Genomic DNA, 20,681 nt, shown 5'->3' with positions numbered 1-20,681 from the left:
GGGTATCGGCGCGGGCGCCGGGAACTTGAGCGGGCTTTCATCCCGGCGCGGGTTCGGTTAGTTTAGGCGCCATTCCGTCCGTGCCCCGTATGGCGGGCTTTTCAAAGCGATTTCAGGCAGTTTCTTTCTATGTCCCAGTACATCTTCACCATGGATAAGGTGGGCAAGGTCGTCCCACCCAAGAAGCAGATTCTCAAGGACATCTCCTTGTCGTTCTTTCCGGGCGCCAAAATCGGCGTGCTGGGTCTCAACGGCGCGGGTAAATCCACTCTGTTGCGCATCATGGCCGGGGTCGACAAGGACTACATCGGCGAGGCGCGTCCGCAGCCGGGCATCAACATCGGCTACCTGCCCCAGGAGCCGGAGCTGGACCCGGACAAGAACGTGCGCGAAATCGTCGAGGAATCACTGTCCGAGATCCGCAACGCCCAGACCCGACTGGAAGAGGTGTACGCCGCCTACGCGGAAGAAGACGCGGACTTCGAGAAGCTGGCCGAGGAACAGGCCAAGCTGGAAAACATCATCGAGGCCACCGACGCCCACAACATCGAGCGGCGCCTGGACATCGCCGCCGACGCCCTGCGTCTGCCGCCCTGGGACGCCAACGTGGCCAATCTGTCCGGCGGTGAGCGTCGCCGGGTGGCGCTGTGCCGGCTGCTGATGAGCGCCCCGGACATGCTGCTGCTGGACGAGCCCACCAACCACCTGGACGCGGAGTCGGTGGCCTGGCTGGAGCGCTTCCTGCACGAATTCCCCGGCACCGTGGTGGCGGTGACCCACGACCGCTACTTCCTGGACAACTCCTGCGAGTGGATTCTGGAGCTGGACCGGGGCGAGGGCATCCCCTGGAAAGGCAACTATTCCTCCTGGCTGGAGCAGAAAGAGCAGCGCCTGGAACAGGAAGCCAAGGCGGAAAGCGCCCACCGCAAGACCGTGGAGAAAGAACTGGAGTGGGTACGCCAGAATCCGAAAGGCCGGCGCGCCAAGAACAAGGCCCGGGTCAACGCCTTCGAGGAATTGGCCAGCCAGGATTTCCAGAAGCGTAACGAAACCCAGGAGCTGTACATTCCACCCGGCGAACGCCTGGGCGAGAAGGTGTTCGAGATCAAGGATGTCAGCAAGCAGTTCGACGGCAAGCTGCTCTACGAGAACCTGAACTTCTCGATCCCGCGCGGCGCCATCGTCGGCATTATCGGCCCCAACGGCGCCGGTAAGACCACCCTGTTCCGCATGCTCACCGGCGAGGAAACCCCGGATTCCGGCGAGATCGACAAGGGCGACACCGTGGACCTGGCCTACGTGGACCAGAGCCGCGAGGACCTGGACAGCAAAAAGACGGTCTGGGAAGAAGTGTCCGACGGCAATGACATTCTGAAAATCGGCAACTACGAGGTGCCCAGCCGCGCCTACCTGGGCCGCTTCAACTTCAAGGGCGGCGACCAGCAGAAGCGGGTCGGCGACCTGTCCGGCGGTGAGCGCAACCGCCTGCACCTGGCCAAGCTGCTCAAGCAGGGCGCCAACGTGCTGCTGCTCGATGAGCCTACCAACGACCTGGACGTGGAAACCCTGCGGGCCTTGGAGGAAGCGCTGCTGGCCTTCCCCGGCTGCGCGGTGGTGATTTCGCACGACCGCTGGTTCCTGGACCGGGTGGCCACCCACATCCTGGCGTTCGAGGGCGATGCGCAGGTGGAATGGTTCGAGGGCTCCTACACCGAGTTCGAGGAATACCGCCGCAAGCAGCTCGGCGACGACGCCCTGCAACCCAAGCGCATGAAGTACAAGCGTATCGAGGTATAGCTGGACGCTGGACGCGAAAAAATCGGGGAGCCATAAAGGCCCATGACGGAGCAGGATCTGGAAAGCGACGACTTCATCGCCCGCCTGCGCGCCGGGGACCGTGCCGCCCTGGCGGCGCTGGTGCGCGGCTATCATCCGCGCCTTCTGGCCACCGCCCGCACCCTGGTCAGCCCGGCGGACGCCGAGGAAGCGGTCCAGGACGCCTGGATCGCCGCCCACCGTGCACTGCCCCGCTTTGAGGGCCGCAGCACCCTGCTTACCTGGCTCACCCGCATCGTCATCAACCAGGCCCGCATGCAGCTGCGTCGTGGCGGCCGGGAAATACCGTTCGATCCCACCGAGGACGGCGGCGACGCCCTGGACCACCGCTTCAAACCCGGCGGCCACTGGCGGGACCCGCCGCGTCACTGGGACCTCACCGGGCCGGACACCCTGCTGACCCGGGATGAGCTGCAGCATTGCCTGGAAAAGAACCTGGCGGCTCTGCCCGACAACCAGCGCCTGCTGCTGCAGCTGCGTGACGTGCAGGGGCTGGATTTCGACGCCATCTGTCACATCCTGGAGGTCAGCGCATCCAATGCCCGGGTGCTGCTGCACCGGGCCCGGGCCCGCATTTTCCAGATGGTGGATCACTTTCAGGAGACCGGCGAATGCTGAAATGCCGAGATCTGGTCAATCAGGCCGACCTGCTGATCGACGGCGCCGAACTGCGCACCGGTCGGAGGATGGCGTTGCGAACGCACTTGCTGATCTGCCGCCACTGTCGCCGCTACCTGCGCCAGCTCGACGCCCTCACCCACCACCTTCATCAACCGCCGCCGCCCCTGAACGAACGCGACACCCGGGCGGTGCTGGAGCGGCTGGAACCACGGCGTTAACGCTTTCAAACCGCTTTCGGGATAGGTTTCAGAGCGGGTATAATGGCGTCATGAATAGAAAACGCGGCACCGCACCTCTTTCCGAGACCAACCCCCATCTCCGCCGGGCAGGCGGCGCGTGGCGTGTTCGTGCCCGCTCCGTGGCCAGTTCCACCGCCATTGAAACCGGCGAATCGGTAAAGGTGATCAAGGCCAAACTCAAAAAACATCCGACTCGGCGTCCCGCAAGGCAGAGCTGACAAACGCTTCCATCGCCCCATAATCCTCACCAAGCCCCTGCTGAATGGCGGCGAAGTAATTATCCCGGTCCCGGTCCCAACTGGAAAAATCCAGCCCCGCCTTACCCGCCTGAAGGGCCATGATATCCGCCAGCAACCGGGCGATGCGCCCATTGCCTTCCCGAAAAGGGTGCACAAGAACAAACTCGACGTGGGTTCTGGCAATCGCGGCAACCAGTTCCTCCTCCGCCATACCAAGACATGGCGTTGATTCCTGGATCATCTGATCCAGCTCCTCGGCGAGACGGGGCAACTGGGCGGCGGCGGCGAACGGAAAGCCATTCTTGCTCATATTGACGGTCCGATACTGGCCCGCCCAGGCGTAAATACCCCCCAGCCATTCCCGGTGCCAGACAATGATGTCCTCCATGCCCAGCGTTTCGTCTTCGGTCACGGATTCGTACACACTCTGATAGAGATAGTTCAAACCATCGAGCTCAATCTGGTCCATCAGACAGGGGTCGGTAACCCCAAGCTGATTGGCCAGCACCTGTTCCTCCGAGCCCGGTTCCCATTCGCCTTCCGGTGAACCGGCCGTATCGTAGCGTCCCTGATTCACTGCGCCTGCCTCTCGTCAACGAGTGACCAAAGCATCGACGATTCCGGCCCGGGCGCCAAGGCCACGGCACGGCCAATTGGCCGATAGGCATTCGTTATTTGGCCAGCGCGCGCGAAGCGCTTATCCTCTCGGGCAGAATGCTTTCCGACCGCAAGAGGCACCGGCATGACCTCCCCGCCCCGGCACGACGCCGGGCATGATCCCATCCAGGAAACGCTGAACGATCCGTCTCCTCGCTTTGCTTACCGGGAATACGGCGCCGACGGCGCCGGCGGTGAGCAGGCGCTGGCCGCCGAGGTGGCGGTCGCGATCAGCTACAACGGCATCAATCACGCGGTGATGATGGCCACTCCGGAACACTTGGAGGACTTTGTCACCGGTTTCACGCTGACCGCCGGGCTGGTGGACCACGCCAGTGCCCTCTACGACATCGAACTGACGGCCCTGGAAGACGCGGTGGACGTGGCGGTAACGCTGAGCAGCCGGGCCTTCGCCGGCTTCAAGCAGCAGCGGCGCGGCCAGGCCGGCACCGGCGGCTGTGGGCTGTGCGGCGTGGAGGCCCTGGACCAGGCGCTGCCGCCACTGCCGGTGCGCGAGTGGGAGCCTCCGCCGCCTCGAGAGCACCTGGAAGGATTACGCGAGCGTTTCAACGCCACCCAACGGCTGGCCCGGCACAGCGGCGCCATGCACGCGGCAATCTACGTGGACGGCACCGGCGAAACGCGGATTTGCCGGGAGGACATTGGCCGACACAACGCCCTGGACAAGCTGATTGGCGCCTGCGCGCGCCAGGGGCTGGACCCGGCGGACGGCTTCCTGGCGGTCACCAGCCGCTGCGGGCTGGAGCTGATCCACAAGGCGGTGCGCGCCGGCGCCGGCACTTTGGTGAGCCTGTCCGCGCCGTCCTCGCTGAGCGTGCGCCAGGCGCGCCGCAGCGAACTGAACCTGATTCATCAACCCCGACACGGCGCGCCGCGCCTGTACAGCCCGATACGCTGATCCCGGACATCGGGCCCGGGAACACGGAGAACCCCATGAGTGATCCTCATACCCCCGCCGACCGGTTGCGCTTCAAGCCCTACCCGGGCCCCGCCGCCGGTTGGGGCGCGTTGCGCGCCGTCACCGACCACTGGTTCGAGAGCAAGCAGCCGTTCAAGAACCTGTTCGCCATGGTGAAAACCAACAAGAGCAACGGTTTCGATTGCCCCGGCTGCGCCTGGGGCGAAGCGCCCCAGGGCGGCATGATCAAATTCTGCGAGAACGGCGCCAAGGCGGTGAACTGGGAAGCCACCAGCCGCCGTGTGGACGCCGCCTTCTTCGAGAAACACAGTGTCTCCGATCTGCTCAAGCAGGACGATTACTGGCTGGAATTCCAGGGCCGGCTCACCGAGCCGATGGTTTACAACCGCGACACGGACCACTATGAACCGATCGCCTGGGACAACGCCTTCGCGCTGATCGCCCGTCATTTGAAGAACCTGGACAGCCCCCACGACGCCGCCTTTTACACGTCGGGCCGAGCCAGCAACGAAGTGGCCTACCTGTACCAGCTGTTCGTGCGCGCCTTCGGCACCAACAACTTCCCGGACTGCTCCAACATGTGCCATGAGGCCAGCGGCGTGGCCCTGTCCGAAAGCATCGGCACCGGCAAGGGCACCGTGACCTTCGAGGATTTCGAGAAGGCGGATGCCCTGTTCCTGTTTGGCCAGAACCCGGGCACCAACCACCCGCGCATGCTCGAGCCGATCCGCGACGCGGTGAAACGCGGCGCCCAGGTGGCGGTGTTCAACCCGCTCCGCGAGCGCGGCCTGGAACGCTTCCAGGCGCCCCAGGACCCGAGGGAAATGCTCACCGGCGGCTCCTCACCGTTGAACACCGCCTACTTCCGTCCGGCCCTGGGTGGCGATATGGCGGCGGTGCGCGGCATGGTCAAATGGCTGCTGCAGTGGGACCGGGAGGCCACGGAGAACGGCGGCGAGCCGGTGTTCGATCACGCCTTTATCGCCGAGCACACCGACGGCATGGACGGCTATCTGGCGGAGGTGGACGCCACTTCCTGGGAGCGGATCGAAACACAGTCCGGCCTGAGCCGCGATGTCATCGAGCATGCCGCGCGCATCCACCGCGACAGCAAACGGGTGATCATCTGCTGGGCCATGGGCATCACCCAGCACAAACACTCCGTGCCCACCATTCAGGAGATCGCCAACCTGCAGCTGCTGCGTGGCCAGTTCGGCGAAGGCGCCGGCCTGTGCCCGGTACGCGGCCACTCCAATGTGCAGGGCGACCGCACCGTGGGCATCGCCGACGAGCCGCCGGCGGCGCTGCTGGACGCCCTGGAGAAACGTTTCGGTTTTCAGCCGCCCCGGGAGCCGGGCTACAACGTAATCACCACCCTGCAGGCCATGGTGGCCGGCAAGCTCAAGGTGTTCCTGGCGCTGGGCGGCAACTTCGCCCAGGCCACCCCGGATACACCGCGCACCCACGAGGCCCTGCGCAGTTGCGAACTGACCGTGCAGATCAGCACCAAACTCAACCGCAGCCATCTGGTGTGCGGCACCGAGGCGCTGATCCTGCCGTGCCTGGGCCGCACCGACATAGACATCCAGAAAGGCGGACCGCAAGGCGTGACCGTGGAGGACTCCTTCTCCATGGTGCATATCTCCCACGGCCAGCTGAAACCACTGTCGGAACAGATGCGGTCCGAGCCGGCGATCATCGCCGGTATCGCCGAAGCCACCCTGGGCAAGACGCCGGTGGACTGGTCCGCCCTGGTGGAGGACTACGATCGCATCCGCGACCTGATTCAGGACACCATTCCCGGCTTCGAGCGTTTCAACGAACGGCTCAAGCACCCGGGCGGCTTTTACCTGGGCAATCCGGCCCGCGACCGTGCATGGCATACCGACAGCGGTCGCGCGCGCGTGGCTGCCAACCCGCTGCCGGACAGTCTGGTGGACGGCGAGCTCCTGGCCCGTGGCGACGAGCCGGATCTGGTGTTGCAAACACTGAGATCCCACGATCAGTACAACACCACCATCTACGGCCTGCATGACCGCTACCGGGGCGTGCACAATGGCCGCAAGGTGTTGTTCGCCAACGGCGCCGACATAAAGCGCCTGGGTTTTCGCCCCGGCGACAAAGTCGATCTGGTGTCGCTGTGGCGTGATGGGGTGGAGCGTCGCGTCAGCGACTTCACCCTGCTGGAGTACGACGTGCCCGCCGGTCAGGCCGCTGCTTACTACCCGGAAACCAATCCACTGGTGCCCATGGACAGCTATGGCGATGGCAGTTTCACGCCCACCTCCAAGCTGATCGCCATTCGTCTGGAAGCCAGCCGTGCCCCCGCACGCATCGCCTGACCGCGAAGGACGGGTCCGGTGAGCGGCTTTCTGGCATTGTGTCTGGCGGGTCTGCTGGCGGCGCTGGTAACCCTGGCGGTCCTGGACCTGCGCCATTGCCGCCGGGGCCTGGCTCATCCTCAACAAAGCCCGGGCGGGGATAAAGTCGTCGGCCACCTGCGCGTGATCCTCTGCCTGGCGGTGGGCTTTCTGATTCCCACCGCGGCCATGGATATCGCCACGGTGCTGTACGCGGATAAAGGCAAAGCCCTGCGCACCGGTACGGTATCGGCGCTACACGGCTGCCAGCGCGACCCGTTGTTGTCGTGGCTCGGCCATCGCTGCGAGGTGCGTGTCGTCTGGCCGGGCCCGGGCCCGGAACGGCTCACTGTGCAAAGCCCGGCTCCGCTCGCCACCGGCGACCATATTGGTGCCTACTTGCAGCGGTTCAGCCGCCGCCCCGGCGCCGTCACCCGCTATTTCCCGGCATCCATCCGCGCCCCGGCATTCGATCTCGCCGGCTGGCGTCCGGCCCTGGGTGCCGGCGGCCTCCTGCTCGGGCTGATCAGTGGCATATGGTGGGAACGTACCTGGCGCCGGCACCGCCTCCCCGGCGGTAGCGAATCGCCGCCGCCCGCGACTCAGGACCGGCCACACTGACCACCATTCGCCAGCGCCGGCGCGTATCGCCTGATGATACCGGCCCGCCCTTCCCGAGGCGGGTCGTTGATCTTTGCCAAAGCGGGCGATAGCCTGAAACCTCCGTGCCTTATTTCGGGGAATATCATGGGGGATGACAGCCTGATCACCCCGCTCCTCGCCAGCGGCGAAGAGGACGTCGCTGACCTGGATCTGGACCAGGATACCCAGGACATCCAGCATATTCTTACCACGTTGCGCAGCCACCTGGGCATGGACGTGGCGTTTATTTCCGAATTCGTGGATGGCCGACGCCTGATCCGCTACGTGGACAGCCGGCGGCAAGCCGCCGCCATGCAGCCCGGCGACTCACACACCCTTCCAGAAAGCTACTGCCACTATATCTCCACCGGTGAGCTGGCGGGCATCGTTCCCAATACCGCCGAAAATCCGCTGACCCGGCACATGGCCGTCACCGGCGAGTTGAACATCGCCAATTACATCGGCGTGCCCATCCGGTTGCCGGACGGCTCTCTGTACGGCAGTTTCTGCTGCTTCGACCACCAGACCGGCGCCGATCTCGACCAGCGGGATCTCGCCCTTTTACGCGCGTTCGCGGATTTTGCCGGGCGCCTGATCAACAAGCAGGAAGAACAGCAAAACCGAGGGCGCCGCATCAAGGAAAGCGTACTCACACTCATCGAGGGGCGCCGGCTTACCACCCTGTTCCAGCCGATTTTTCACATGACCGAGCGCAAAGTGGTGGGCTTCGAGGCACTGACCCGCTTCCACTCCGAGCCGTATCGCTCGCCGGATTCATGGTTCGCGGATGCCCAGCGGGTGGGGCTGGGTCTGGAGCTGGAAAAGCTGGCCGTGGAGAGCGCCCTGGAGGCGGCACGGGCGATCCCCGCGCCCCTTTATGTTTCCCTGAACGTTTCCCCCGCCCATCTGCTCAAGGATAACTTCCTGGCTTGCCTTTCCAACTGGCCGCCACAGCGCACTTTGCTGGAGGTCACCGAACACGCGCGCATCGCCGACTATCAGGCGCTGCGCGCGGCACTGGCGCCATTGCGCGAAAAAGGCGTACAGATCGCGGTGGACGATGCCGGTGCCGGTTACGCCAGCTTCCAGCATGTACTGGAGCTATCGGCGGACACCATCAAACTGGACCTCAGCCTGATCCGCGACATTCACACCGACCGCGCCCGCCAGGCTCTGGCGGCGGCCCTGATTCGCTTCGCGGAGGTTATCAATGCCCGGGTGATCGCCGAAGGGGTGGAATCCGAGACCGAGCTGGACACCCTGCGGCGGCTCGGCGTGGAAAAGGTACAGGGCTATTTCATCGGCAAACCCCTTCAGTTGGAGGAAGCCCTCCGCCTCGCCGGCCTGGACTAGGGCCGACTTTCCTGTTTTCTTCACGGAGAAGGGCCCCGACCCCTGATAGCGTCGGACTGGTGCCCCGTTTCGCCGCTACAGCAAGAGGTTCTCCCCGTGCGTGAAGACGTTCAACAGTATTACGGCCAGCATCTCTCTGGCAGCCAGGACCTGCAGACCAACGCCTGCTGCGACCAGACGCCGCCGGCCCACCTCAAACCCCTGCTCGCCCGCCTCCACGACGAGGTGGTGAGCCGCTATTACGGCTGCGGTCTGGTGGCGCCGGCGGCTCTGGAGGGCATGCGCGTACTCGATCTGGGCTGCGGCTCCGGTCGCGACGTTTATTTACTGTCGGCCCTGGTGGGGGAAACCGGTGAGGTGGTGGGCGTGGACATGACCGACGAGCAACTGGCCGTGGCCCGGCGCCACCAGGATTACCACCGGGAAGCGTTCGGGTTCGCCGAAAGCAACGTGCGCTTTCTGAAAGGCTATATCGAGGAACTGGACGCTCTCGAGCTGGAGAGCGGCTATTTCGATATCGTGGTGTCCAACTGCGTGATCAACCTGAGCACCGACAAGGCCAAGGTGATCGGCGACGTTAAACGGCTGCTCAAACCCGGCGGCGAGTTCTATTTTTCCGATGTGTACGCGGACCGGCGGGTACCGGCGGCGCTGACCACGGACCCGGTGCTGTACGGCGAGTGTCTGGCGGGCGCTCTGTACTGGAATGACTTTCTCAATCTTGCCAGGAGGGGCGGGTTCGGCGATCCCCGACTGGTGGAATCCCGGCGTCTGACCGTGGACAACCCGGCCATCGAGGCAAAGCTGGGCAGTATCCGGTTTTATTCCGCCACCTACCGTCTTTTCAATATCGAGGCTCTGGAGCCGGCCTGCGAGGATTACGGCCAGGCGGTGATTTACCAGGGTACGCTGGCGGAGCAGCCAGACGCCTTCGTGCTGGACGATCACCATGTGATGGAGACCGGGCGGGTCTTTCCCGTTTGCGGGAATACCTGGTTGATGTTGGCGGAGAGCCGGTTTGCCGGGCATTTTGAATTTATCGGGGATTTTTCCCGGCATTTTGGGATTTTCGAGGGGTGTGGGTTGAGTGTGCCCTTCGAGGAAAGTGACGTTGGTTCGTCGCCCGATGCTTGTTGTTAGTGAGTGCTTGCCCCTCCAGAGGGGCGAAACGGCGCAGCGCTATCCGGAAACCTCAGCGCTCCGGTAATTCGGATTCAGGAGAGGTTATGAGTATTAAGAAGGTGGCGTTGCTGTTGGTGATCGTGACGCTGGTGGCGGGCTACTTCTTTTTCGATGTGGGTCAGTACCTGAGCCTGGATTATTTGAAGGAGCAGCGCGGAGCGTTTCAGGCGTTGGCCGGTGAACATCCGGTGGCGGTGCTGGGCGGGTTCTTCGCGTTGTATGTGCTTGTGACGGCGTTGAGCTTGCCGGGGGCGGCGATCATGACGCTGGCGGCGGGAGCGTTGTTCGGGTTCTGGGTGGCGTTGCTTCTGGTATCGTTCGCGTCCAGCGTGGGAGCGACACTGGCGTTTCTGGCCGCCCGGTTTCTGTTCAAGGACGCGGTGCAGGAACGGTTCGGCGAGCGGCTGAAGAAGATCAATGCGGGGGTGGAGAAGGACGGCGCGTTTTACCTTTTCACGTTACGGTTAATTCCGGCGTTCCCGTTTTTCGTGATCAACCTGGTGATGGCGCTGACGCCGTTGAGGACCTGGACGTTTTACTGGGTAAGCCAGGTGGGCATGCTGGCGGGCACCGCGGTGTATGTGAACGCGGGCACTCAGTTGGGCGAGCTGGACCGGCTGTCCGGGTTGCTGTCGCCGGAACTGCTGGGCGCGTTCGTGTTGCTGGGCCTGTTCCCGTGGCTGGCCAAGGCGGTGCTCGCGCTGGTGCAACGGCGCAAGGTCTATCGCGATTATTCAAAACCCAAGCACTTCGATCGCAACCTGATCGTGATCGGTGCCGGCTCCGCCGGCCTGGTGAGTGCCTATATCGCCGCCACGGTAAAAGCGAAAGTATCGCTGATCGAGGCGGACAAAATGGGCGGCGACTGCCTGAATACCGGCTGCGTGCCGTCCAAGGCATTGATCAAGAGCGCGTCCCTGGCACATCTGGGAAAAGAGCCGGCCCGTTACGGCTTCAAGCGCATTATCACCGAGTTCGACTTCGCCGATATCCAGGCCCGTATCCAGCGAGTGATCGACCGCATCGAACCCCACGATTCCGTGGAGCGCTACAGCGCCCTGGGGGTGGACTGCATCCGCGGCCGGGCGCGGCTCGTATCCCCCTGGGAAGTGGCCATCGACACCGCCGATGGCGAGCAACGACTGACCACCCGGGCGATAATCATCGCCACCGGCGCGCGACCGTTCGTACCGCCCATCGACGGCATCGACCAGGTACGCGTGCTGACCTCGGAAAACCTCTGGGATTTGAATGAGCTGCCACCCCGTCTGCTGGTGCTGGGCGGCGGGCCGATCGGCTGCGAGCTGGCGCAGAGTTTCGCCCGTCTGGGCAGCGCGGTGACTCAGGTGGAGCAATCTCCGCGGGTATTGCCCAGGGAGGACGAGGACGCGGCACACGCCGTGGCCCACGCCCTGACCGCGGATGGCGTGACCCTGCTCACCGGGCACCGCGCCGCGCGCTTCGCCGTGGAGCAAGGGGAGCAGGTGCTGTACGCGGAGAGCCAGGACGGCGAACGGCGCCTGGCTTTCGACGCGGTGCTGGTGGCGGTGGGCCGGCGTGCCAACAGCGCCGGCCTGGGACTGGAGCAACTGGGCATCGCCACCCGCGACAATGGCACCCTGGACCTGGACGAGCGCCTGCGCACGCGCTTTCCCAACATCCTGGCCTGCGGCGACGTGGCCGGCCCTTACCAATTCACCCATGTGGCCGCGCATCAAGCCTGGTACGCCGCCGTGAACGCCCTGTTCGGTCGCATCAAGACCTTCAAGGCGGATTACCGGGTCATCCCCTGGGCCACCTTCACGTCGCCGGAGGTAGCGCGGGTGGGCCTCAACGAGGACGAAGCCCGCGAACGGGGCATCGAAGTGGAAGTGACCCGCTATGGCATCGACGATCTGGACCGGGCCATCGCCGACGGCAGCGACCAGGGTTTCGTGAAGATACTGACACCGCCAGGCAAGGACACCATTCTTGGCGTCACCCTGGTGGGCGAGGCCGCCTCCGATCTGATCAGCGAATACGTGCTGGCCATGAAGCACGGTCTGGGTTTGAACAAGATCCTCGGCACTATCCACATCTACCCCACCCGGGCGGAGGCGAACAAGTTCGCCGCCGGCCAGTGGAAGCAGGCGCACAAACCCGAAACCCTGCTGAACTGGGTGCAACGCTTTCACGATTGGCAACGCTGACGTGGCCACCCCGTCACTTCAACACCACGCGCAAGCGGGTATTCTGAAGTGCATTCGCTTCAGGAGACCCGCCATGCGCCTTCCCCGCTGGCTTTTGTTGTTACTGCTGATGCCCTGGGCGGCGCCCCCGGCCCTTGCCGCCACGGACTTCGATCACTCGGCCTGGGACAGGCTGCTCCAGCAGCATGTGACCTGGCGCCGCGACGGCGTCGCCTCGACGGTGGATTACGACGGTTTCGCCGCCGACCGGGAAGCACTGCGCGGCTACCTGGGACAACTCAGCGCATTGCCCACCGAACGCTTCCAGAGCTTTCCCCGGGCTTCACGGCTGGCGTTCCTGATCAACGCCTACAACGCCTTCACCGTGGAATTGATCCTGCGCCAGGAGCCACGTCCCGATTCCATCCGCGATATTGGCTCGATCTTCCGAGGCCCCTGGAAACAACGCTTCTTCTCGCTGCTCGGCGAAGAACGCACCCTGGACGAACTGGAGCACGGAATGATCCGGGGCAACCCGGCGCTGATGGACGAGCGCATTCATTTCGCCGTGAACTGCGCCTCGGTGGGCTGCCCGGCACTGCGCCCGGAGGCCTACACCGGTGCCCGTCTGAACGACCAGCTCGACGACGCCACCCGCCGCTTTCTCTCCGACCGGCAACGCAACCGCTACCGCGACGGCGCCCTGGAGGTCTCGCCGATCTTCAACTGGTATGAATCCGACTTCGAAACGGCGGGCGGGGATCTCGGTGCCTGGCTGGCGGCCCACGGCGATGCCCTGGGCCTGCCCGATACGGTCCGTGCGGCGCTGCGCGACGGCGACCTGGAAATCGACTTTCTCGACTACGACTGGTCGCTCAACGATGGCGGCGGGCACTAACCGATCTGAACCTGATCCTCGGTGAAACGTACCTTGGCGGGTCGCGGGCGAGCCAGTGCATAGGCGAACGCCAACGGCCCGATGCGACCCACGAACATCAGCAGCATGAGAATGCCCTGGGCCGGCGCGGAAAGATCGGCGGTAAGGCCCCGGGACAAACCCACCGTGCCGAACGCGGACACCGCCTCGAAAAACACATCCAGTGGCGCCTGTTCGGGCGCCAGCACCACCAGAATAAAACACGCCAGCGCCAGCAGGATCAGGCTCAGCATGACCACCGCGTGGGCGCGGAATACCGCGTCCCGGGCCACCGCGCGCCGGAAGATGGTGGTCTGCGCATTGCCCATCAGAAAAGCACGGGTGGACAGCAGCAAAACCATGAAGGTGCTGACCTTGATGCCCGAGGCGGTGGAGTTGCTGCCGCCCCCAATAAACATCAGGAACATCACCAACAGCATGGCCGGCACGCCCAGGCCCGCCGTGTCCACCGTGTTGAAACCGGCGGTGCGCGGCGTCACCGCCGTGAACCAGGCGGCCCAGAAGCGTTCGCCCACCGGCAGCGCCCCCAGGGTGCGCGCGTTGTTCCATTCCAGCAGCAGGATCAATAAGCCACCGCCCACCGCCAGCACCAGGGTGCCCACCAGGGTCAGCTTGCTGTGCAGGGTCAGGGCCTGAAAACGGCGGCGGCGCCACAGATCCACCACCACGGTGAACCCCAGGCCGCCGATGATGAACAACGCGGTGATGACGATATTGACCAGCGGATGGCCGGCCCAGGCGGAGAGGCTGTCCGGCAGCAAGCCGAAACCGGCGTTATTGAAGGCGGAGACGGCATGGAACAGACTGAACCAGAGCCCGCGGGCCCAGCCCATTTCCGGCACCCAGACAGTGGCCAACAGGATCACGCCCACCGCTTCCAGGGAAAACGCCAGCAGCGCCACATGACGCACCAGGGCGAGCACATCACCGGGGGAGGTCTGGTCCAGTGCTTCACGCACCAACCGCTGGCCGCGCAGACCGAAGCGTCCGCCCAGGGCCATCACGGTGAGCGCGGCGAAGGTCATCAGGCCGAGACCACCGAGATGAATCAGCACCAGTACCACGGCCTGCCCGAACAGGGTGAGCTGGGCGCCGGTGTCCACCACCACCAGGCCCGTGACGGTCACCGCCGAGCAGGCGGTGAACAGCGCCTGCCACAAACTCAGGCCGTCCTCGCTGGCCACCGGCAGCCACAACAGCAGCGCACCGATCACGATCAGCACCGCGAAGCTGGCCGCCAGGATCACCGGCGGTCCGTACCGCCAGGCGCGGCGCAACTGGCGGGCGGCGCGGCCGCGCAGGCCCGGGTGCCAGGTTCTCACAGGCTCGCCGAAAAACGCCGCAGGGCCTGTTCCTCGCCGACCAGCACCAGGTGGTCGTTGCGGCGCAGGCGCTGCTCCGGGTCCGGGCTGAGGCTCACGCTCTGACCATGCTTGATGGCCAGCAGGCGTACCTCGAAATCATCGATGCGCAGGTCGGACAGGGGCCGGTCCTCCAGTACCTCGCCGGGGCGGATCTCGATGACGAAGTAGTTATCCCCCAGACCGATGTAGTCGAGCATGTTGGGGTGCGCCAGGCTCTGCGCCACGCGCAGGCCCATTTCGTATTCCGGATGCAGCACCCGGTCGGCGCCCAGCTTCTCGACGATCTTGTGATGCGTGGGGGTGATGGCCTTGACCCAGACCTCCTTGGCGCCCAGGGATTTGACCATCATGGTGCACAGAATGCTGGCCTCGATATGAGCGCCTATGGCTACCAGAACGGCGTCGAAGCGGTCCAGATCCAGTTCCGCCAGGGCGTCTTCGTCGGTGGCGTTGGTGATCACCGTCTGGGTGAGCTTGTCGCCCAGGTGGTTGGCTTTGTCCTGGTCGGAGTCCACGCCCAGCACTTCATGGCCGAGACGCATCAACTCCAAGGCCACCGCCTCGCCGAACCCGCCCAGCCCGATTACCGCGAATTGCTTCTTCATGCACGCTCCTTTCCGGTTTTTGCAGGAGCGGCTTTAGCCGCGAATGACCTCCGCTTCGCGACTGAAGTCGCTCCTACTATAACTGTTCCAGGGCTTCGGCGAGGGTGCTCACGGCAATCACCTCGACGCCTTCCGGCCGCTGCCGGGGCAGGTTGGCCTTGGGAATGATGGCACGGCGAAAGCCGTGTTTCACCGCTTCATGCAAACGCTCCTGGCCCTGGGGAACCGGGCGGATCTCGCCGGACAGGCCGATCTCGCCGAACACCACCAGGTCCCGGCCCAGGGGCCGGTCCCGGAAGCTGGACACGATCGACAACACCAGCGCCAGGTCCGCGGCGGTTTCCGCCACCTTGACGCCGCCCACCACGTTGGCGAACACGTCCTGGTCACCCACCTGAATGCCACCGTGGCGGTGCAGCACCGCCAGCAGCATCGCCAGCCGGTTGGCCTCCAGACCCACGCACACCCGGCGCGGATTGCCGAAGTGGCTGGCGTCCACCAGCGCCTGCAGCTCCACCAGCAACGGCCGGGTGCCTTCCCAGACCACCGTCACCAGGGACCCGGCGGCGATTTCCTCGGCGCGGTTGAGGAAGATGGCGGACGGGTTCTTCACTTCCTTCAGACCCTCGCCGGTCATGGCGAACACACCCAGCTCGTTGACCGCGCCGAACCGGTTCTTCAGCCCGCGCAGGGTGCGAAAGCGCGAGTCCGTGGAGCCTTCCAGCATCAGCGAGCAGTCGATCATGTGCTCCAGCACCTTGGGCCCGGCCAGGGTGCCGTCCTTGGTGACGTGACCCACCAGCAGCAACACGGTGCCGGTTTGCTTGGCGAAGCGGGTCAGGGCGGCGGCGCATTCGCGCACCTGGGCCACCGAGCCCGGCGCCGATTGCAGGCCGGACAGGTACATCACCTGGATCGAGTCCACCACCAGCAGGCGCGGCTGCTCCTTGCGGGCCAGTTCGATGATCTGCTCCACGTCGGTTTCCGCCGCCAGCCGCAGCTTGTCCTTGGGCAGCTTGAGACGGTCGGCGCGCAGCGCCACCTGGGCCAGGGATTCCTCGCCGGTGATGTACAGGCAATGCTGCTGGTCGGCCAGTCGGCACAGGGTCTGCAGCAGCAGGGTGGATTTGCCGGCGCCCGGGTGGCCGCCGATCAGGATCGCCGAGCCCGGCACCAGGCCGCCGCCCAGCACCCGGTCCAGCTCGCCCATGCCGGTGCCGATACGTGGCGTTTCCTCCAGCACGATCTCGTCCAGGTTGCGCACCTCGGAGAGCTGGCCGGTGTAGCCGCCGCGACCGCTGGAACGGGTTTTCGGCGTGGCCTGGTCGACCACGAATTCCTGCAGGGTGTTCCAGGCGCCACAGGCCGGGCACTGGCCCTGCCATTTGGGGAAGTCGGCACCGCAGTCAGTGCACACAAAGGCGGTTTTCTTTTTTGCCACGACGGCTCCTTCATTCGCTCTGCAGGAGCGGCCCGGCGGCGCTCCTACAGTGGCGGTATCACGATTCGGTGATCACCCGCACCGGTCGAGCAGTGATCTGACAGAACAATTCGTAGCTGATGGTACCGCAGGCAGCAGCCACTTCATCCACGGACACCACATCACCCCACAGCTCCACCTCATCGCCGACCCGGGCATCGATGCCGTTCAGATCCACGGTGATCATGTCCATGGACACCCGCCCGGCGAGCACGGTGCGCCGGCCGTTCACCGCCAGGGGGGTGCCGTTGGGGGCATGGCGCGGGTAGCCGTCGCCGTAGCCCACCGCCACCACGCCGATGCGCCCTGGTCCGGTAGCGGTCCAGGTGGCGCCGTAGCCGACGCTATCGCCGGCCTGCACCGGGTTGATGGCGATCAGTCGGGCACTGAAACGCTGGGTAACGCTCAGGTCCAGGTCGGCGGCGGCGCGCCATGCGAAGGGGGAAGAGCCATACAGCATGATACCCGGGCGCACCCGCTCGGCACGGGCCCGAGGGTAGCGAATCAGCGCGGCGGAGTTGGCGGCGCTCAGCGGCACCCCCAACTCGCCGGCCAGGGTTCGGGCCAGTTCAAGTTGATGCTCGGTGAGCGGATCGTCCGCGACGTCGGCACAGGCGAAATGACTCATCACGCCAAGCAGCCGCACGCCCTTCAGACCGCGCAGCCGGGCGGCCTGGGCGCGGGCCAGGTCCGGGGCCATGCCGAGACGGTTCATGCCGGTATTGACCTTGAGCCAGACGCCCACCGGCTGGGGGCGGGCGACCAGCAGATCCACCTGCCAGGGCGAATGCACCACCACCTCGGCGTGCAGGCGCGCGGCCAGAGCCAGCTCGTCGGCGTCGAAGAACCCTTCCGCCACCAGCAGCGGATGGGCCAGCCCCAGGTGGCGCAGTGCCTGGGCCTCCTCCATTACCGCCACGCCCAGGCCATCCACCTGGTGGGCCAGGGCCCTGGCCGCCAGCCCCAGGCCGTGGCCGTAGCCGTCCGCCTTGACCATGGCGAACACCCGGGCACCGCCGGCCAGCGCCCGCGCCCGGCGGGCATTGGCGGCGAGCGCGGCGGGGCGCAGCTCTAGCAGGGTACCGCGCATGGCCCGCTCCTACTCGTCGCTGCTGTATTGCTGATAATACTCCGGCGCCAGGTCGTCGAAGCGGGTGAACTCACCGCGGAACGCCAGGCGTGTCGTGCCGATGGGGCCGTTCCGCTGCTTGCCGATGATTACCTCGGCGATGCCTTTTTCCGTGGTGTCCTGGTTATAAACCTCGTCGCGATAGAGGAACATGATCAAGTCGGCGTCCTGCTCGATGGCCCCGGATTCCCGCAGGTCCGACATTACCGGGCGTTTGTTGGGGCGCTGTTCCAGGGAGCGGTTGAGCTGCGACAGCGCGATCAGCGGGCAGTTGAGTTCCTTCGCCAACCCCTTGAGCGAGCGCGAGATCTCCGAGATCTCGTTGACCCGGCTGTCGGCGCCGGGCACCTGCATGAGCTGCAGGTAATCGACCATGATCATGCCCAGCTCGCCACCGCATTCGCGCGCCACCCGGCGGGCGCGGGCGCGCATTTCCAGCGGGCTCAGCGCCGGCGTGTCGTCGATGTAGAACTTCTGTTCGCTGAGCATCTGGATCGCCGAGGTGATGCGCGGCCAGTCGTCCTGCTCCAGGCGACCGGAACGGATCGCGCCCTGGTTGATGCGCCCCAGGGACGACAGCATCCGCATGACGATGGAATCCGCGGGCATCTCCATGGAAAACACCAGCACCGGCTTGTGGGCCTTGAGCGCCACGTTCTCGCACAGGTTCATGGCGAAGGTGGTCTTACCCATGGAAGGCCGGCCTGCCACCACCACCATGTCGGCGGGCTGCAGGCCGGCGGTCATCTTGTCCAGCTCCTCGAAACCGGTGGTCAGACCGGTCAGCGAGTTCTTGTTGCGGTACAGCTCGTCGATGCGGTCCACCGCCTTCTTGAGCACCGCCTTGATGTTCTGAGGGCCATCGCCCTTTTTTTGCTGCTCGGCGATCTCGAAAATCGACGATTCGGCGTCGTCGAGGATCTCCAGGGAAGGCTTGCCCTTGGGCTGGAAGGACTGGTCGGCGATGCGGTGGGACACCTGGATCAACTGCCGCAGAATACTGCGTTCGCGGACGATGTCCGCGTAGGCGGTGATGTTGGCGGCGCTGGGAGTGTTGCGGGCCAGCTCCGACAGGTAGGTCATGCCGCCGGTTTCTTCCAACTGCCCGAGGTGAGTGAGCGCCTGAGACACGGTCACCAGGTCACTGGGCTTTTCCTCTTCCACCAACTGGCCGATCACTTCGAAGATCTGCCGGTGTTCCTTGCGGTAGAAGTCCTTGACGCCGACCCGCTCGGCCACATCGTCCCAGGCGTCGTTGTTGAGCAGCAGCCCCCCCAGTACCGCCTGTTCCGCTTCCAGGGAATTGGGGGGAACGCGCAAGTTATCCGGCAGGTGATCGTCCAGGCTTAGGGGTTCGGTCATGGCGGGTCCGCATGGCGTAAACGAAAAAGGCACCGCCCGAGACCGGACGGTGCCCTTGATTCTGTCACCGCGCCCCCGGTCGGGCAAACCCGGCCGGGAACACTGGCGGCGAGGCCCTTATTCCTGGGGCACCACCGTCAGCTTGATGGTCACGGTCACGTCGGCGTGCAGGGTCAGGTCGATCTCGTACTCGCCGGTCTGGCGGATCGCGCCATAGGGCAGTTTGACCTCGGCCTTGGCCACTTCCACGCCGGTCTGCTCGGTGATGGCATCGGCGATGTTGACGGTGCCCACGGAGCCGAACAGCTTGCCTTCGTCGCCGGACTTGGCGGCCACGGTAACGTTGGCTTCGGCCAGCTTCTCGGCACGGCCTTCGGCGGCGCTGAGTTGCTCGGCGGCTTGCTTCTCCAGCTCGGCGCGGCGTGCTTCCACCTCGGCCAGATTGTCCTTGGTCGCCGGCAGGGCCTTGCCTTGCGGGATCAGGAAGTTACGACCGTAACCGGGGCGAACGTCCACCACGGAGCCCAGGTCACCCAGGTTCTTGATGGTTTCCAGCAGGATCACTTGCATGACGGTCCCCTCGGCTTAATTGTCGTGGCTGTCGGAGTACGGCAGCAGCGCCAGGAAGCGGGCCTGCTTGACAGCGGTGGCCAGCTGACGCTGATAGCGCGCCTTGGTGCCGGTGATGCGGCTGGGCACGATCTTGCCGGTCTCGGTGATGTAGGCTTTCAGGGTGTCGAGGTCCTTGTAGTCAATGAACTCGACACCTTCCGCGGTGAAGCGGCAGAACTTGCGACGGCGATAAAAACGGGCCATGGATAATTCTCCTCTCGATTCCTAGTCCAGGGGCACCAGTGTTTCCGCAATCAACTGCACCCGGTCGCGGGCTTCGCCCTTGTAACCGGCCCGGCTGAGAAACCCCGTCACCTTCACGTTTTGTCCTTCCTTCAAACCCTGGATCAGTTCGGCCTTGCGACCGACCAGAACCACGGCGAGACGTACCTGGACTTCACGGGGGTGACCGTCTTCCTCCTGCCGGGAGCGATGTTCCAGCCAGAACCGCTGGCGGGACACACCGGCCGGAGTAACCGCCGCCTGTTCCAGGCGGGCGATGACACCGGTCATCTGGCAGTGATTGCCGTCGGAAATCAGCTGGCGGCCTCCTCCTTCTCGTTGGATTTCGCCAGCGGCGAGGCTTCGGGGATGGCCCGATGACGGCGAACCACAAGGTGACGGATTACGGCATCGTTGAACCGGAAGGTGTTTTCCAGTTCGGCGAGGGTGTCGCCGTCACATTCGATGTTCAGCAGCACGTAGTGTGCCTTGTGGATCTTGTTGATCGGGTAGGCCAGCTGACGGCGGCCCCAATCTTCCTGACGGTGGATGATGCCACCACCATCGGTAACGATGGCGACGTAGCGTTCCACCATGGCGGGAACTTGTTCACTCTGGTCCGGATGGACCAGGAACACGACTTCATAATGACGCATTGTGGTCTCCTTTCGGATTGCGCAGCCTCCCACGGTAGGCGGTGAGGCAAGGAGTTCCGCCCTCCCGGCGGACCGGA

At 64.8% G+C, this 20,681-nt stretch carries 20 protein-coding genes; 10 read left to right on the top strand and 10 right to left on the bottom strand.

Annotated features, from left to right (window positions below; genetic code table 11):
• The first annotated feature begins 129 nt into the window (after positions 1 to 129).
• The 3 genes from ettA to ACLD02_RS03970 are packed head-to-tail and all read left to right on the top strand — an operon-like array spanning position 130 to position 2,675.
• Positions 130 to 1,797 (top strand): energy-dependent translational throttle protein EttA, encoded by a 1,668-nt coding sequence (gene ettA / locus ACLD02_RS03980; RefSeq protein WP_410297984.1) that lies wholly within the window; start codon positions 130 to 132, stop codon positions 1,795 to 1,797.
• Positions 1,798 to 1,839: 42 nt separating this feature from the next.
• Positions 1,840 to 2,454, top strand: coding sequence for an RNA polymerase sigma factor (locus ACLD02_RS03975; RefSeq protein ID WP_203103210.1), 615 nt, complete (start codon positions 1,840 to 1,842; stop codon positions 2,452 to 2,454).
• A complete protein-coding gene (locus ACLD02_RS03970; RefSeq protein WP_203103212.1) occupies positions 2,448 to 2,675 on the top strand; it encodes a zf-HC2 domain-containing protein in 228 nt (75 codons plus the stop codon). The genes ACLD02_RS03975 and ACLD02_RS03970 overlap by 7 nt, the downstream gene beginning before the upstream one ends.
• Before the next feature lie 198 nt (positions 2,676 to 2,873).
• Here the strand turns inward: ACLD02_RS03970 and ACLD02_RS03965 are convergent, their stop codons facing one another.
• Positions 2,874 to 3,512 carry a Fic/DOC family protein gene (locus tag ACLD02_RS03965; RefSeq protein WP_410297983.1) on the bottom strand — a complete coding sequence of 213 codons (639 nt, stop codon included), beginning with the start codon at positions 3,510 to 3,512 and terminating at the stop codon, positions 2,874 to 2,876.
• A 165-nt stretch (positions 3,513 to 3,677) separates the two neighbouring features.
• Here ACLD02_RS03965 and fdhD point away from each other — a divergent pair, with 165 nt between their 5' ends.
• From fdhD to ACLD02_RS03930, 7 genes are all read left to right on the top strand, one after another.
• The gene (fdhD, locus tag ACLD02_RS03960) at positions 3,678 to 4,511 is read left to right on the top strand and encodes a formate dehydrogenase accessory sulfurtransferase FdhD (RefSeq protein ID WP_410297982.1); all 834 of its coding nucleotides are present in this window, start codon (positions 3,678 to 3,680) and stop codon (positions 4,509 to 4,511) included.
• Between the two features lie 35 nt (positions 4,512 to 4,546).
• A complete protein-coding gene (locus tag ACLD02_RS03955; RefSeq protein WP_410297981.1) occupies positions 4,547 to 6,874 on the top strand; it encodes an FdhF/YdeP family oxidoreductase in 2,328 nt (775 codons plus the stop codon).
• An 18-nt stretch (positions 6,875 to 6,892) separates the two neighbouring features.
• A complete protein-coding gene (locus ACLD02_RS03950; RefSeq protein WP_203103218.1) occupies positions 6,893 to 7,513 on the top strand; it encodes a hypothetical protein in 621 nt (206 codons plus the stop codon).
• Positions 7,514 to 7,639: 126 nt separating this feature from the next.
• Entirely contained in the window at positions 7,640 to 8,887 is a 1,248-nt protein-coding gene (locus ACLD02_RS03945) for an EAL domain-containing protein (protein ID WP_203103220.1), read from the top strand.
• A gap of 96 nt (positions 8,888 to 8,983) precedes the next feature.
• Positions 8,984 to 10,027 carry a methyltransferase domain-containing protein gene (locus ACLD02_RS03940; RefSeq protein WP_410297980.1) on the top strand — a complete coding sequence of 348 codons (1,044 nt, stop codon included), beginning with the start codon at positions 8,984 to 8,986 and terminating at the stop codon, positions 10,025 to 10,027.
• Between the two features lie 86 nt (positions 10,028 to 10,113).
• A complete protein-coding gene (locus tag ACLD02_RS03935) occupies positions 10,114 to 12,258 on the top strand; it encodes an FAD-dependent oxidoreductase (protein ID WP_410297979.1) in 2,145 nt (714 codons plus the stop codon).
• 73 nt (positions 12,259 to 12,331) lie between these two features.
• On the top strand, positions 12,332 to 13,135 hold the full coding sequence (locus ACLD02_RS03930; protein WP_410297978.1) for a DUF547 domain-containing protein: 804 nt from the start codon (positions 12,332 to 12,334) through the stop codon (positions 13,133 to 13,135).
• On the opposite strand, the gene ACLD02_RS03925 is transcribed toward ACLD02_RS03930, so the two are convergent.
• The 9 genes from ACLD02_RS03925 to rpsF form a co-directional block, all read right to left on the bottom strand.
• A complete protein-coding gene (locus ACLD02_RS03925; protein WP_203103228.1) occupies positions 13,132 to 14,496 on the bottom strand; it encodes a TrkH family potassium uptake protein in 1,365 nt (454 codons plus the stop codon). The two genes, ACLD02_RS03930 and ACLD02_RS03925, sit on opposite strands and share 4 nt — an antisense overlap.
• A complete protein-coding gene (locus ACLD02_RS03920; RefSeq protein ID WP_203103230.1) occupies positions 14,493 to 15,143 on the bottom strand; it encodes a potassium channel family protein in 651 nt (216 codons plus the stop codon). Before ACLD02_RS03920 ends, ACLD02_RS03925 begins: the two co-directional genes overlap by 4 nt.
• Positions 15,144 to 15,219: 76 nt before the next feature.
• A complete protein-coding gene (radA, locus tag ACLD02_RS03915; protein WP_203103232.1) occupies positions 15,220 to 16,584 on the bottom strand; it encodes a DNA repair protein RadA in 1,365 nt (454 codons plus the stop codon).
• A 58-nt stretch (positions 16,585 to 16,642) separates the two neighbouring features.
• A complete protein-coding gene (gene alr, locus ACLD02_RS03910; protein WP_203103234.1) occupies positions 16,643 to 17,713 on the bottom strand; it encodes an alanine racemase in 1,071 nt (356 codons plus the stop codon).
• A 9-nt stretch (positions 17,714 to 17,722) separates the two neighbouring features.
• Positions 17,723 to 19,114, bottom strand: coding sequence for a replicative DNA helicase (gene dnaB / locus ACLD02_RS03905; protein ID WP_203103236.1), 1,392 nt, complete (start codon positions 19,112 to 19,114; stop codon positions 17,723 to 17,725).
• 117 nt (positions 19,115 to 19,231) lie between these two features.
• The gene (gene rplI, locus ACLD02_RS03900) at positions 19,232 to 19,684 is read right to left on the bottom strand and encodes a 50S ribosomal protein L9 (RefSeq protein WP_203103238.1); all 453 of its coding nucleotides are present in this window, start codon (positions 19,682 to 19,684) and stop codon (positions 19,232 to 19,234) included.
• Positions 19,685 to 19,699: 15 nt separating this feature from the next.
• Positions 19,700 to 19,930 carry a 30S ribosomal protein S18 gene (gene rpsR / locus ACLD02_RS03895; protein ID WP_161384846.1) on the bottom strand — a complete coding sequence of 77 codons (231 nt, stop codon included), beginning with the start codon at positions 19,928 to 19,930 and terminating at the stop codon, positions 19,700 to 19,702.
• 21 nt (positions 19,931 to 19,951) lie between these two features.
• Positions 19,952 to 20,239 carry a primosomal replication protein N gene (priB, locus tag ACLD02_RS03890; protein WP_203103247.1) on the bottom strand — a complete coding sequence of 96 codons (288 nt, stop codon included), beginning with the start codon at positions 20,237 to 20,239 and terminating at the stop codon, positions 19,952 to 19,954.
• A gap of 23 nt (positions 20,240 to 20,262) precedes the next feature.
• On the bottom strand, positions 20,263 to 20,604 hold the full coding sequence (rpsF, locus tag ACLD02_RS03885; protein ID WP_203103249.1) for a 30S ribosomal protein S6: 342 nt from the start codon (positions 20,602 to 20,604) through the stop codon (positions 20,263 to 20,265).
• Between the last annotated feature and the right edge of the window lie 77 nt (positions 20,605 to 20,681).

This window comes from Alloalcanivorax sp. C16-2, assembly GCF_046507615.1.
Taxonomy (GTDB): Bacteria; Pseudomonadota; Gammaproteobacteria; order Pseudomonadales; family Alcanivoracaceae; genus Alloalcanivorax; species Alloalcanivorax marinus_A.
This window is presented reverse-complemented; position numbering and strand designations above follow the sequence as displayed.